Raw genomic sequence first — 13,048 nt, 5'->3', positions numbered from 1 at the left:
GGTGCAGGTGGTGCTGTAGGTAAACATGTGGGTGGTAATATTGGCGCAGGTTTAGGAGCGGCTCTCGGTGCCGGCGTAGCAGCTAATGCAAAAGGATCTAGTAGTAAAACCGTGCGTAATAGTGCAATTGGTGCCGGTGTTGGTGCGGTGTTAGGTGGCGCAATCATTGGTGGCGATGCTGGTGCTGCTACAGGTGGTGCACTGGGCGGCAGTGCGGGCGCAGCTTATGAAGAGAAGAAAGGGAAGTATTAAAAGTATTCCTAATAATGTTTAAACCTAGAAGTCTTTAACCTGTTAGAGACTTCTTTTTTATGTCTTTTTTATAATTAAAATTTTGTTTGATGATTATAAATAGATGAGCTTTACAAAATATCAATCGATTAGGACAGATGAATAACACAATCTGATCAAATTCCTCATAAAAGAGGATTATTCTTTTTATTAGAACAGGTAGTAGGAGTATGGCCATGAAAAAAACAATAGGATTAGTTTCTGCTTTAATGTTGTCTACGCTTATGATTACGGGTTGTCAAAATATGAGTCCGTCTGACCAGCGTATTGGTGCAGCAGCAGCAGGTGGAGCACTAGGTGGTGGCTTAGGTAATCATGTAGGCGGTGGTGTTGGTGCAGGCTTAGGTGCAGCAGTAGGTGCTGGTGTTGGTTCAAATAGCCAAGGCGGTAGTAAACAAACTACGACTAAGAGTGCGATCGGAGCTGGTATTGGTTCTGTCGTAGGTAAAGCAATATTGGGTGGTGACTCTGGTGCTGCAATTGGCGGTGCGATCGGTGGTGGTGCTGGTGCAGCGATTGAAGAAAAAAGATAAGACCCTATTGATTGAATAAAATAAGCGCTTTTTAGCGCTTATTTTCATTGCGGGAAAGGTTTTGCTTTTTTACGCCGGATATAAAGCGTTTTTTTAACTTCGGCAATTCTTACCCCCGATTCATCAAAAATATTTAGATGATAAGTTCTTAAAACAGGTTCGTAATTTTCGGCAAGCTTACGTATTTGCTCAATCTCAGCTAGATCTACTCGAATGTCTGCATGTACCGTACTTCGACCCGGAGAAAGAAAATTAATTTCAGCAGCTTTATCCCAGATAATATATTTTGATCCGAGATGATGCAGCAGAATCATCATGTAAAATGGATCAACCATTGAATAAAGACTGCCCCCAAAGTGTGTTCCGACCAAGTTTTGGTTTTTCCAAGTCAGCGGCATTTTTACACGTACATGGCAAAGTTCTAAATTCATGATTTCAATATAAATCCCTGCACCACGATAAGGTGGGTAGTGATTAAATAGAAATTTTGAAATCGTAGGATTGTTCTGAAGTCTTCTTAAAATAGCCATAATAGTCAATTTTTTTTATTGAAACAGTATTCATACTAGATAAGTATCATCTTTTTTATATTGATGGCAATGCTCTATCCGACTAACGACATGATCGATTGAAAAACAAGATAGGAAATGATTATGCAGCCAAAAGTTCATACAGTAACAACAAGTGACCAACAAACCCTTTGTGCCAAAACATGGGGCGACGAAAAAAATACACCGTTGGTTTTAGTACATGGTTATCCTGACAACCAAGAAGTATGGGAATCAATCATTGAACATTTAATCAATGACTTTTACATTGTCACTTATGATGTACGTGGGGCGGGTTTGTCGTCTATACCAAAACGTATACGCGATTACCGTTTAGAGCGGTTATCTCTAGATTTACAAGAAGTGGTTGATGAATTATTACCAAATCGTCAATTCCATATGGCTGCACACGATTGGGGTTCAATTCAATCTTGGGAGTCGGTAACTGAGCCTAAATTTAAAGGACGGTTATTATCATACACAACTATTTCTGGGCCATGTCTTGACCACGCAGCTTTATTTTTGCGTGATAAATTTAAATCTTCACCAGCTCAGATCCTAAAAATATTAACCAAATCTTGGTATATCGGTGCATTCCATCTTCCTTTGTTAGCACCAACAGTATGGTCTCTTTTTAGCCCTGAAAAATGGGGGAAAGTCCTGACTCAGCTGGAGAGAAAAAGTAATTTACCTTTAAATAATAATATTAATGCAGATGGTAAATATGGCATTAATTTATATCGAGCAAATTTTATTCCTCGTTTAACTGGCCCTCGGCAGCGTTATGCTCAATGTCCAGTCAAAGCCGTTATTTTAAAATATGATACTTTTGTGAGCCCTGAATATATTACTGAGGCTATGCCAAAGTGGGTAGAAAATTTTGAATATGTAGAGCTTGAAGCAAATCACTGGGCAATTCTAAGTGAGCCGGCAAAAATTGCGGATCATATTCGTCAGTTTATTAAGGCCCAAGCTTAATCATTGAGTGACTGCATAAAACTGTTAATTCGGCGATATTTTCGGCTTCATAGGTCTGAATCTGATAGAATGTCGCCTTTTGTTTTGCTCTGAATTTATTCATGAATGCTGTCGTTATTGCGATTGCAGTGATGTTTTTATTATCACTGGCGCGCGTTTCTGTCGTACTGACTTTAGTGGTTTCTGCCATTGTAGGTGGCCTCGTAGCAGGTTTAAGCCTTTCTCAAACCGTTGATGCCTTTAACGCTGGTCTTGGCGATGGTGCTGAAGTTGCACTTGCCTATGCTGTGTTAGGGGCATTCGCTCTGGCACTTTCAAAATCTGGTTTACCTGATTTACTTGCCCATAAACTGATTGGTTTGTTGGGAATGGAAGCTGGAAAAAGCCGCGAGACGAAAGTGAAATATCTACTGTTAGGTATTTTACTTATCGCTGCTATTTTCTCTCAGAACCTTATTCCGGTTCATATTGCCTTTATTCCTGTACTCGTTCCGCCATTATTACGGGTAATGAATCATTTAAAGTTAGATCGTCGAGCAGCAGCCTGTGTGCTTACGCTAGGTTTAGTCGGAACTTATATTTTTCTTCCGGTTGGATTTGGTGCAATTTTCCTTGAACAAATTTTGATGGGGAATATCAACAAAGTTGGCGCAGCGTATGGCTTACATGTAGAGCGTGGCATGATGTCAATTGGCATGGCTATTCCAGTTCTGGGAATGGTTTTAGGTACTTTGGTTGCTGTATTTATTAGCTACCGTAAACCAAGAATTTATGCTGATCGTGCTATTACACCAACTACAACGATTGATTTAGATAAACCTCTTCGTGCAACAGCGCAAGATGAAACAGCTGACTTAAAAGCAGATGCAGAAGAGTTAAAGCATGAGGCAGAGCAAGCGCCCGTAATTGCAAAGAAAACGATCTATATGGCATTGCTTGCAATTGGCCTGACACTCGCTGCACAGCTTTATTCGGGTTCAATGATTTTAGGTGGTTTAGTCGGTTTTGCTGTTCTATCTACTGCCGGAATTTTTAAGTGGCAAGATGCAGATGATGTCTTTGTACAAGGCATGCGAATGATGGCCTTGGTAGGTTTCATTATGATTTCTGCTGCGGGCTTTGCATCGGTAATGACGCATACTGGGGATATCAATCAACTGGTCAAAGGTGTGGTTGAAATCATTGGGGATAATCGAGCACTTGCAGCTTTCTTAATGCTTTGTATTGGTCTATTTGTCACGATTGGTATTGGTTCATCTTTCTCAAGTGTACCTGTATTAGCCGTTATTTATGTACCGTTATGCGTTCAGTTTGGATTTTCACCATTAGCGACGATTGCCCTTATTGGGACAGCAGCAGCATTAGGTGATGCAGGTTCGCCGGCTTCTGATTCAACTTTAGGACCAACCGCTGGTTTAGGTGTAGATGGGCAACATGACCATATATGGGATACGGTTGTACCTACATTTATTCATTTTAATATTCCGCTATTAATTTTTGGCTGGATTGCTGCAATGGTTTTATAGATTTTTTATAAAATATTAAATTATTAACCTTCTTAATGATGATCTTTAGATTTAAATTAAGAAGGTTTTTTATTGGCTAAATAAAAAGATGTATTTAAAATAAATTATATTAAAATACTCAGAATTGAAAAGTATATTAAAATAGTTGGTATTATAAAATAATCTTGATTAATAAGGTTGGAATAAAAACCAATTAAAATAGTTGGTTAATATATAATTTTATTTAAAACAGTTATTTAAAAATAAATGATAAATTAATTTTATAATGTGTATTGCATGATTTTAAAATACATGTTTATTATAAATATAAATAAGTTTGGAGATATTAAAGTGTTCAAAAAAGTTTTGGTTGTTGCATTAATGGGGATGTCTTCTTTTACTTTTGCTGGTAACTGGCAAGTTAAATTTGGTGGAAGTGTTATTGCTCCATCAGAAGACACAACAACTCCTTTAGGCGTAGTAAAAGCAGATCATGAATATGCATTTACGCCTTCGGTAGAATACTTTTTTGGTCAGTCTCCATTTTCGGCAGAGTTATTATTAGCAGCGCCTATTAATCATGACGTATTGTTAGATGGTAAAAATGTAGCGCGTATTAAACAGTTACCACCAACGATTACTGCCAAATATCATTTTAAAAATTCGACTCGTTTCACACCGTATATTGGTGTTGGTGCTACAGCATTTATTCCTTGGGATGAACAAGGAGTAGCGGTAAAAGTTAAAGAAGACTTTGGTGTGGCAGGACAAGTTGGTTTTAATTTCCAACCTGCTGATGCTAAAAACTGGGGGGTATTTGTAGATGTCCGTTATATGGATATTAGTCCTGAAGTAACAATTGATCCATCAGTTGCTAACTATAAATTTGATTTAGATATTAATCCGTTTGTTTACACTTTAGGTTATAGCTATAAATTTTAAGCATAATAATAAATAGAAAAAATATAATAATAAACCTAGACTCAGGCACCTCACATATATTTTATGTGAGGTTTTTTTATGGATTTTATTTGCACTAAAAAAAGCATAAAGCAGACAGTTTTATACATATCTTATGCCAATTTTTTTCTAAACTAATTTCTATTCATTACAAAACATGGGAATAAAATCATGAACAAAAAATTAGCGATGTGTTTGGCTGTTTTTAGTGGTATTGCCTTTACACAGAGTTTGCAAGCCGCAAGTTTCTCATGTGACGCTGCAAAAACGAAAACGGAAAAAAGTATTTGTAAAAACCGATCTTTAAATGATGCCGATGTAAAAATGGCGACGACCTATCAAATTGTTCTGCATGCTTTACCAATGGGTGGGCGGGACAGTCAAAAAGATGCTCAGCAGCAATGGCTGAAAAAAAGAAATGCTTGTGCGGCTGGTGTAAGTTGTATTAGCAAAGCTTATCAACAACGACAACAGCAGCTAGATGCAATATTGCAAGATAGAGTGTTAAGCCACGGTCCATTTTAATTAGAGTAAAAATTTTTAATATTCAGGATTGAAAAATTCTAGAAGTACTCCATTCATAAAGCATTCGAGAACAAACAGACTTCAAAATTTAAGGAGTGATTTATGAGTGAACAAGCATCACAAAATTATAGTTTCCAAGCGGAAGTTGCACAGCTTTTACATTTAGTGACGCATTCTCTCTATTCTAACCCTGAGATTTTCTTACGCGAGCTGATCTCTAATGCATCAGATGCATGCGATAAGTTGCGTTTTGAAGGAATTAATCATCCTGAATATTATGAAAATGATCCCGATTTACATGTACGAGTCATTTTAAATAAAGAAGATAAAACTTTAACGATTTCTGATAATGGTATTGGCTTAAATCAGCAAGAAGCGATTGATAACTTAGGTACGATTGCAAAATCGGGTACTAAAGATTTCATGTCAAAATTGACTGGTGATCAAAAAGCAGATGCTCAGTTGATTGGTCAATTTGGTGTTGGCTTTTACTCAGGTTTTATTGTTGCCGATAAAATTACCGTGGAATCACGCCGTGCAGGTCTAGATGCATCTGAAGGGGTGCGTTGGATTAGTGGTGGTACAGGCGAGTTTGAAGTTCAGCAAATTGATAAAGCTTCACGTGGTACCGACATTATTCTTCACTTGCGTGATGATGCGCTTGATTATTTAGAATCTTATAAAGTTAAGCAGATCGTTAATAAATACTCTGATCACATTAGCTTGCCAATTGAAATGCAAAAAGAAGTTTGGCAAGAAGAAGAGGTTGCTGAAGGTGAAGAGCCTAAAGGCGGCCAAATGGTTAAAACTGGCGAGTGGGAAGCAATTAACTCAGCCAGCGCTTTATGGACACGTAACAAGAGCGAAGTGACTGAAGAGCAGTACGTTGAGTTCTATAAAAACTTAACGCATGACTTTGAAGCACCACTGGCTTGGGCACATAACCGTGTTGAAGGTAGTACTGAATATACACAGTTACTTTATATTCCAAGTAAAGCACCGCATGACATTTTTACTCGTGAAGCCAAAGCGGGTATTAAGCTCTATGTGAAACGTGTCTTTATTATGGATGATGCGGATAATTTAATTCCAAATTATCTACGTTTTGTTCAAGGTGTGGTGGACAGTGCTGATTTACCACTGAATGTCAGCCGTGAGTTGTTGCAAGAAAGCCGTGATGTCAAAACGATTCGTGAAGGTAATGCACGCCGCGTATTAACAGTACTTGATGGCTTGGCTAAATCGGAAGATGAAAAAGACCAAGAAAAATTCAAGACGTTCTACAGTGAGTTTGGCTCAGTACTTAAAGAAGGCTTGGGCGAAGACTTTGGTAACCGCGAACGTATTTTAAAATTATTACGTTATGCGACATCAACAAATGATGAAGTAACAACTTCTTTTGCTGACTATAAGGCACGTATGAAAGAGGGCCAAAAAGCCATCTACTATGTGACTGCTGACAGCTTAGCGGCAGCGAAAAACTCACCACAGCTTGAGTTGTTCAAGAAAAAAGGTATTGAAGTATTATTAATGGCTGAACGTGTTGACGAATGGGCAATGAATTTTGTTCAAGAGTTTGACGGTACACCATTAAAGAATGTGTCTAAAGGGGCGGTTGATTTAGGTGACTTGCAAGATGCTGAAGAGAAAAAGGCACTTGAGCAAGCAGCTGAACAGTTTAAGCCTGTTGTTGAGAAACTAAGTGACTCATTGAAAGCTAAAACGCAAGAAGTGCGTGTAACAACGCGTTTAGTTGATTCTCCTGCATGTTTAGTGACAAGTGAAGGTGAATTATCACCTCAACTTATTCGTATGCTTAAACAAGCAGGGCAGGCAGTGCCAGAAATCAAACCAATTTTAGAAATTAACCCTGAACACCCATTGGTGAAGAAACTCGAAAGTTCAGAACAGTTTGATGACTTGGCGAACGTCATTTTTGATCAGGCTGTTATTGCTGAAGGTGGTTTACCGGAAGACCCAGCAGCTTATGTAAAACGTATTAATAGCTTATTGCTGAAATAATTCAGTTTAAAAAAAGCCTCTGAACTGTCAGGGGCTTTTTTTGTGGATAAAGAAAGAGTTATCCACAATTTGATAATTTTTGATTAAAAATTAGCTTCGAGATTCATTTGAACACTGAGCTGATGTTTCGAATCATCATCAATATGGTTAAAAAAGTTAAGGTCATTTTGCATAAAAAGCCAATTTCGCCATACAGGCTGGCGCCATGAAATATAAGGCCCCCAACTATTTAGCCGAATGTCATTTTTGGTATATACGCCACCACTATAGACACCGTAAGTAAGATGATTATCCTTTAAAAATTGATACTGCTGGAAAGTCCAATTTCCCCAACTATAATCTTCATTTTCACTCTTATTCACATTAAATTTATTAGCGAAAAGAGTGTTATCTTGCATTTTCTGCGTTAAGTTTAGCGTTGTTTCGGTGTAGTTCCGGCTAGTAGAGCCGTAGCGAAATACCTGTTCTGTATCCAAACTAATGTTATGCCTTAAATTCCATTTTTTCTTTGCCAAAAATTGTACATAAACATCGCTTTCTGAGTTTGAACCTAAATCAAGATTATTTTCAAAAGGCATCCAAGTTGAAATGGTTGCCCAGCTTGCACTCAGTGGATTAGTTGTCGAAACCTGAGCTGAAGAGTTCTTCTTCTTTTTCTTACCAAAGGCTTTATAAGTTGGTTCAGGCTGAGTCGCACGTTTCCATAACGTATCATTTCCAAATACAGCCATTAGTTCTTGAATTAAGGCGACATCGGGTAAAGCATCATTTGTCTCTATTTCACAAGGAGAGAGTGAAAGTGATTGTCTTTTTACTTTAGTAAAACTCGTAGAAGAATAAGGATAACGCCGTGACCGTTGGTGCTTGAACGTATTATAAAAAAATTGAGTATGCGGAATTAAAGCCAATACGCCTAAACTATAAATACAAACTAAGGCAGCTGATTTGTATTGAAATGAAAAAGAGGAGAATTGATTCATTTTTAAGGAGAAGGAATCAAAAATAAAAATTAGAACAGTACTTTAAAAGACTAAGCTTAAAATTTTATTTAAAAGTATTTTATTATTCATCACCTTGGATGAGTTCCAAGGTGATGTTTGGCAGCTTAAAAAAGAGCTTCTAAGCGCAAGAAGGTGCTGACAAAATGGTTGCGATCTTCACGGTGATCATTAAAGTAATTTACGTCTCCTTGAACAAAGAACCATTCACGTAAAACAGGTTGGCGCCATGAAACAAATGGACCCCAACTATTTAAACGCAAGTCATTGTCGTTGTAATAACCACCTGTATAAATACCATAGTTAAAACGGTTATTTGCAAAGAAACTATGTTCACGGAAGACCCTATTTTCCCAACTTAGATCATCATCTTGATCATCGGCATAAGTTAAGCTGAACTGATTTGATAAAATTGGTTGATTTGGTCTGGCATGGGTAAGTTCAAGATTGGTACGTAAGTAGTTTTCACTGTCTATGCCGTAACGATAAATTTGCTCAGCATAAAATTTAAAATCATTACGGAGTTGCCAATTTCTTGATGCTTTTAAACGAACATAAATATCATCTCCAGAACGGATACCTAAGTCAGCATCTGTTTCAAAAGGCAATTTTTTCGAGAAATCTGACCAACGCAAAGCAATAGAACTATTGTCATCTCTTGTTTGTTTACCATTTAGCTTCTTATTAGAGTCTTGATTTGGGTTTTGGTTAATATTGGCCGGACTGTTATTAAATTCGTTATCGAGAGAGTCATCACCAAATACCACACTTAGACGTTTTTCTAGCGTTGGTAATTTAATCCTGCCTCGTATTCTGGGCTTAATTTCAAAATTATCGTATTCATTCCAATAGTTATCGACCATTACGCGAATGGTTGCAGTAGCTGGTTTCTGTGGATCGACTTCTCCAAACCAGTTATCAATTTTTTCAGAAGTACGATCGGCCCAATTACGAATTTTCTTTTGCTTACGGTCAACCCACGTCTGATCTTCTGTTTGTTCGGTAGGAGGAACAATAGGTTGACTAGACTGCTCTGGAAAAATGGTTGGGGTCGCATCTACCCAACGGGGGATCTGATCTAACAGATTTTCATCTGTTGTAGCTTCGGTTTGAACTCCAGATGACAAACCTTCTACTTGTTGGTTTTGAGAGGAAGAGGTTGTTTCTGCATGAGCAATGCATACCGAACCGAATCCAAGAGTTAAAAGTGCAAAAAGCTGCCGATAAGGCATTACATGAAATGTTTTCATATCTATCTTTATGTTTTGTTGTTGTTTCCACTTTTGTTGATTTTTCTAATAAAATCAAGAGGACGACACAAAAGTTAAGTAAATTTAACTTTTTTTACATATTTGAAATAACTTAAAAAGTTTAAGCTAGTAGCGATTATTTTTAACCAAAAAAAATCCCCCAATTATGGGGGATGATAGATCAAGGAAACTTCAAATTCCGATCATTAAACACATAAAAAACAGAACATTACAGCGCGAATATTCTAAGAAGCAATCATAAACTGATTTTAAACAATTAGATAGTTCTTTTTTTAGAACGCTCTATTGCTAAAATGGTGATAAAACATACGATTTCATCACATTTTCAATTGTGTTGATTTATTTCTGTGGAATATCACATGATTCATCATTACAAACAGCTGCATCATCTTGCTCAACAGCTTCAGCATTTGCTTTCAGTTGTGCTTGCTCTAAGACTTTTAAAAAGACGTCACGTGGTTGAGCACCCGCGAGTGCAATTCGTTGATCAAATACAAAAAATGGCACACCCGTAACATTTAACTGCTCTTTAGCAATCTTTTCGTCATGACGAACAAAGTCAGATAGCTCATTGGTATCTAATACAAATTCAACTTCCGCATTATCAAGGCCAATACGAGAAGCAATTTCTTCTACAACTTCACGTTCACCAATTGCCAGACCTTCGGTCATATAAGCATGGAAAAAAGCTTCTTTTGCTTGGTTGCCTAAACCTTTGCTTTGCGCAAGGTGAATAATACGGTGTGCATTGAAACTATTGCCAGAATTCGCTTTTTGCCATTGGAAATCAATACCTTCAGAGGCAGCCATGGCCGCAATATTGCGCTCCATTTCTTCCATCTCTTCATAGGTACGGCCATATTTTTTAGCTAAACGTTCTGTATTTGATGTGTCATGTTTTGCTGGCGCATCAGGATCTAATTCGAAACTATGCCAGTGAATTTCAAGTTCAATACCTGCTTCCGCAGCTACATGTTCAAGGCGTTTTTTGCCGATATAACAGAAAGGACAAACTACATCAGACCAGACATCAACACGCATGGGAGAATCTCATAAATTTTAATTACCCATCATAATAGGGATGATGCACAAGGATTTAAAGCTTTGAGTAGCGAATACAGTGTTGCGTATTGTGAAATAAATGGCATATAAAGAAGAATAAGCTCTATTTTATAACTATAAAGAGCAAAATTATAAGAAGGGAAATAGGAGGTGTGTATGCGCCGAGTTTTGATTGCGATAGCAAGTCTGATTGTTATCACAAGCATTATTTTTTTCACCTATCAACATATCAAACAGCAACAAGCCAAAGACAGTAGTCAAATGTTTGATGTGGTCATGACTGAAAAAATGAATCAACTTTATGAACAAGCACAAGACTGGTCTAAACCCGTCGAGCTTAATATTCACGATAAACGGTTGGCAGGACACTATAAGCAAATTTCAGAATTTCTTTTAAGTTATTGGATTCAAAATATTAATGCACGAAATGCATATTTAAGAGAACTCAAAGGAGCCAAATGGGATACTTTTTTAAATGTTGATCGTCTAGATCTTGATAAAAAGCAAAAGTTTGTAGAAACCGAGAAGATGTTAGCTGATGTCCGTATAGCTTCAGATCAGTATCAAACTGAATATGAAAAAATTCATAAAACTTTCTTAGCAAAGGTTCAAGAATTATCTGTTGATGCAGAGATGAGACAACTTCTTGAAATGAAATTAGGAACTCAGCAAAAAGCTGATCAAGATCATGCAATTTTTATGATTGAGCTACAAATTTTAGATAAAGCAGAAGAAATGTTTAAGCTTCTAAAAAATTATGAATGGCAGAAGAAAGATCAGATGATTCTTTTTCATGAAAATGCTCAAGTCAAAAAGTTTAATGGGCTTTATCAAGATGTTCTAAAACTGAATGCAAAAATTGAAAAAATTAAGAAAAAGAATGTAGCTGCACTCGAAGGAGATTTAAAAGAATAAGTGTGGCATGAGCATCAAAAATTATGGATTGGTGCTCTCGGCTTTTCCTTTGGTTAAAAAAGATTGTAATAAACTTTGAGAAGTTTGTAGTTTGTTTAATTGTTCAGACACATGCATGAGTTCAGTTTGCAGTTTTTCTTGAACCACTGAGCACAGCGTAAATACGCGTTCATCTAAATCAAAACAAGGCAGCAAGGCTTGAATATCTTTTAAATGCATGCCTGCATCATTTAATATTTTAATTTTCTTAATATTTTCAATATCTTTTTGTGTATAGCTTCGATAGTTATTACTTGCTCGATGAGGCTGTATAAGTCCTAAACTTTCGTAATAACGCAGCATACGCGGGCTGACTTTTGTGAGTTCGGCAACTTTGGCAAGGTTCATAAAATGGGGTTGACCTTAACAGTGGTGTTATAGTTTAGCATGTTTGTATATTTCAAAATGGTACTTGTTCCATGATCAGAAAACTCATTTTATTGGTGTTATTCGGATTAATGTCATTTGTTGCAAATGCCAAAACACTTGAACTTCAGGAGAAGAACATGCGTCAAATATTTGTGCTCCATGGTTACTCTGCTTCTATAGATGATCATTGGTTTTTAGATTTAAAACATCAAATAGAAGACGAATATACAACGGTTACCTTAATTCCATTTCCAGATTCTGAGCATCCAGATGTGGATGCTTGGCAGAAGGTTTTAGATCAACAGATCCCTAAGGTGGATGAGAATACCTATTTTGTTGCGCACAGTTTAGGGGTGATTACGTTACTGCACTTTTTGCAAAAACATGATTACCAGAATATTGGTGGAATGATTTTAGTATCTGGATTTTCTGGTCCAATTTCAGACTTTTCTCCACTCGATGCCTATATAACAAAAAGCAAAGTCGATACGAACTATTTTAAGGACATAAAGAAAAAGCTGGTGTATTTGTCTGATAATGATGATTTGGTTCCACCAAAACTGACGATTGAATTGGCGAAAGAAATTGATGCGCCGTACATTACTGTTCCTAATGGTGGGCACTTTTTAGGTAGAGAAGGTTTTACGACGTTTCCACAAGTTGTGAATTCTTTAAAAGAGATGTTAGAGAGCAAATAAAATTTATAAGATAAATCGCACTCTATAATCTGAACACTTTTGTTCAAGTTGTAGAGTGCTTTATAGGATGCAGTTTTAATAAATAGAAGAACCGTACTTTTACATTAAAAAATTTAATTATATTTACCGTTTATCTGAGCATTACTGAATCAAATTCGACTTTGTTGTAGCCTATTTATAGATACTTTTAATTTAATCATCATCTTTTAATTAAAATAGGATGACTGATTTTTGGAGCAAGTTATGAACTTTCTAAAACAATCAGCCTTCATTGCTGTATTTGCTTTTATGGGTTTACCGACTGTTCAAGCAGAAGAAGTGGCTACTTTACCAA

General features: G+C 36.8%; 14 protein-coding genes. 9 read left to right on the top strand and 5 right to left on the bottom strand.

Annotation, left to right across the window (positions count from 1 at the left end):
• A partial coding sequence (locus tag UC75_RS14590) for a hypothetical protein (protein ID WP_049838006.1) occupies positions 1–252 on the top strand: 252 nt, incomplete at its 5' end.
• 215 nt (positions 253–467) lie between these two features.
• A complete protein-coding gene (locus tag UC75_RS14580) occupies positions 468–824 on the top strand; it encodes a hypothetical protein (RefSeq protein WP_004795095.1) in 357 nt (118 codons plus the stop codon).
• Between the two features lie 44 nt (positions 825–868).
• Here the strand turns inward: UC75_RS14580 and UC75_RS14575 are convergent, their stop codons facing one another.
• On the bottom strand, positions 869–1,354 hold the full coding sequence (locus UC75_RS14575; protein ID WP_049838004.1) for a DUF4442 domain-containing protein: 486 nt from the start codon (positions 1,352–1,354) through the stop codon (positions 869–871).
• A 117-nt stretch (positions 1,355–1,471) separates the two neighbouring features.
• Here UC75_RS14575 and UC75_RS14570 point away from each other — a divergent pair, with 117 nt between their 5' ends.
• The 5 genes from UC75_RS14570 (at position 1,472) to htpG (ending at position 7,362) form a co-directional block, all read left to right on the top strand.
• On the top strand, positions 1,472–2,350 hold the full coding sequence (locus UC75_RS14570; protein WP_081399217.1) for an alpha/beta fold hydrolase: 879 nt from the start codon (positions 1,472–1,474) through the stop codon (positions 2,348–2,350).
• A gap of 101 nt (positions 2,351–2,451) precedes the next feature.
• Positions 2,452–3,876, top strand: a complete 1,425-nt coding sequence (locus tag UC75_RS14565; protein ID WP_005301747.1) for a Na+/H+ antiporter family protein — start codon at positions 2,452–2,454, stop codon at positions 3,874–3,876.
• Positions 3,877–4,206: 330 nt separating this feature from the next.
• A complete protein-coding gene (locus UC75_RS14560) occupies positions 4,207–4,797 on the top strand; it encodes an OmpW/AlkL family protein (protein WP_128825286.1) in 591 nt (196 codons plus the stop codon).
• Between the two features lie 189 nt (positions 4,798–4,986).
• A complete protein-coding gene (locus tag UC75_RS14555) occupies positions 4,987–5,340 on the top strand; it encodes a lysozyme inhibitor LprI family protein (RefSeq protein ID WP_049838002.1) in 354 nt (117 codons plus the stop codon).
• A 102-nt stretch (positions 5,341–5,442) separates the two neighbouring features.
• A complete protein-coding gene (htpG, locus tag UC75_RS14550; protein ID WP_049838001.1) occupies positions 5,443–7,362 on the top strand; it encodes a molecular chaperone HtpG in 1,920 nt (639 codons plus the stop codon).
• An 83-nt stretch (positions 7,363–7,445) separates the two neighbouring features.
• On the opposite strand, the gene UC75_RS14545 is transcribed toward htpG, so the two are convergent.
• From UC75_RS14545 to UC75_RS14535, 3 genes are all read right to left on the bottom strand, one after another.
• Positions 7,446–8,342, bottom strand: coding sequence for a hypothetical protein (locus UC75_RS14545; RefSeq protein WP_049838000.1), 897 nt, complete (start codon positions 8,340–8,342; stop codon positions 7,446–7,448).
• Positions 8,343–8,467: 125 nt separating this feature from the next.
• Positions 8,468–9,610 carry a hypothetical protein gene (locus tag UC75_RS14540; RefSeq protein ID WP_049837999.1) on the bottom strand — a complete coding sequence of 381 codons (1,143 nt, stop codon included), beginning with the start codon at positions 9,608–9,610 and terminating at the stop codon, positions 8,468–8,470.
• Between the two features lie 360 nt (positions 9,611–9,970).
• Positions 9,971–10,672: a DsbA family oxidoreductase gene (locus tag UC75_RS14535; protein ID WP_004795074.1), complete on the bottom strand. Its 702-nt coding sequence runs from the start codon at positions 10,670–10,672 to the stop codon at positions 9,971–9,973.
• Positions 10,673–10,849: 177 nt separating this feature from the next.
• Between UC75_RS14535 and UC75_RS14530 the strand changes: the two genes are divergently transcribed.
• The gene (locus UC75_RS14530; protein ID WP_049837998.1) at positions 10,850–11,608 is read left to right on the top strand and encodes a hypothetical protein; all 759 of its coding nucleotides are present in this window, start codon (positions 10,850–10,852) and stop codon (positions 11,606–11,608) included.
• Between the two features lie 21 nt (positions 11,609–11,629).
• On the opposite strand, the gene UC75_RS14525 is transcribed toward UC75_RS14530, so the two are convergent.
• Positions 11,630–11,995 carry a MerR family transcriptional regulator gene (locus UC75_RS14525; protein WP_049837997.1) on the bottom strand — a complete coding sequence of 122 codons (366 nt, stop codon included), beginning with the start codon at positions 11,993–11,995 and terminating at the stop codon, positions 11,630–11,632.
• Positions 11,996–12,066: 71 nt separating this feature from the next.
• Here UC75_RS14525 and UC75_RS14520 point away from each other — a divergent pair, with 71 nt between their 5' ends.
• Entirely contained in the window at positions 12,067–12,714 is a 648-nt protein-coding gene (locus UC75_RS14520) for an RBBP9/YdeN family alpha/beta hydrolase (protein WP_049837996.1), read from the top strand.
• Positions 12,715–13,048: the final 334 nt, after the last annotated feature.

This window comes from Acinetobacter sp. V2 (assembly GCF_001188385.1).
Classification (GTDB): domain Bacteria; phylum Pseudomonadota; class Gammaproteobacteria; order Pseudomonadales; family Moraxellaceae; genus Acinetobacter; species Acinetobacter oleivorans.
Note: the sequence above shows the minus strand (reverse complement) of the source record. Positions and strands in the feature narration are given on the sequence as shown.

Excerpts from the sequence above, each read along its gene's own strand:
- htpG (WP_049838001.1), top strand. The coding sequence starts at position 5,443 with ATGAGTGAACAAGCATCACAAAATTATAGTTTCCAAGCGGAAGTTGCA.
- UC75_RS14545 (WP_049838000.1), bottom strand. The coding sequence starts at position 8,342 with ATGAATCAATTCTCCTCTTTTTCATTTCAATACAAATCAGCTGCCTTA.
- UC75_RS14580 (WP_004795095.1), top strand. The coding sequence starts at position 468 with ATGAAAAAAACAATAGGATTAGTTTCTGCTTTAATGTTGTCTACGCTT.
- UC75_RS14540 (WP_049837999.1), bottom strand. The coding sequence starts at position 9,610 with ATGAAAACATTTCATGTAATGCCTTATCGGCAGCTTTTTGCACTTTTA.
- UC75_RS14530 (WP_049837998.1), top strand. The coding sequence starts at position 10,850 with ATGCGCCGAGTTTTGATTGCGATAGCAAGTCTGATTGTTATCACAAGC.
- UC75_RS14575 (WP_049838004.1), bottom strand. The coding sequence starts at position 1,354 with ATGGCTATTTTAAGAAGACTTCAGAACAATCCTACGATTTCAAAATTT.
- UC75_RS14565 (WP_005301747.1), top strand. The coding sequence starts at position 2,452 with ATGAATGCTGTCGTTATTGCGATTGCAGTGATGTTTTTATTATCACTG.
- UC75_RS14555 (WP_049838002.1), top strand. The coding sequence starts at position 4,987 with ATGAACAAAAAATTAGCGATGTGTTTGGCTGTTTTTAGTGGTATTGCC.
- UC75_RS14520 (WP_049837996.1), top strand. The coding sequence starts at position 12,067 with ATGATCAGAAAACTCATTTTATTGGTGTTATTCGGATTAATGTCATTT.
- UC75_RS14570 (WP_081399217.1), top strand. The coding sequence starts at position 1,472 with ATGATTATGCAGCCAAAAGTTCATACAGTAACAACAAGTGACCAACAA.
- UC75_RS14525 (WP_049837997.1), bottom strand. The coding sequence starts at position 11,995 with ATGAACCTTGCCAAAGTTGCCGAACTCACAAAAGTCAGCCCGCGTATG.
- UC75_RS14535 (WP_004795074.1), bottom strand. The coding sequence starts at position 10,672 with ATGCGTGTTGATGTCTGGTCTGATGTAGTTTGTCCTTTCTGTTATATC.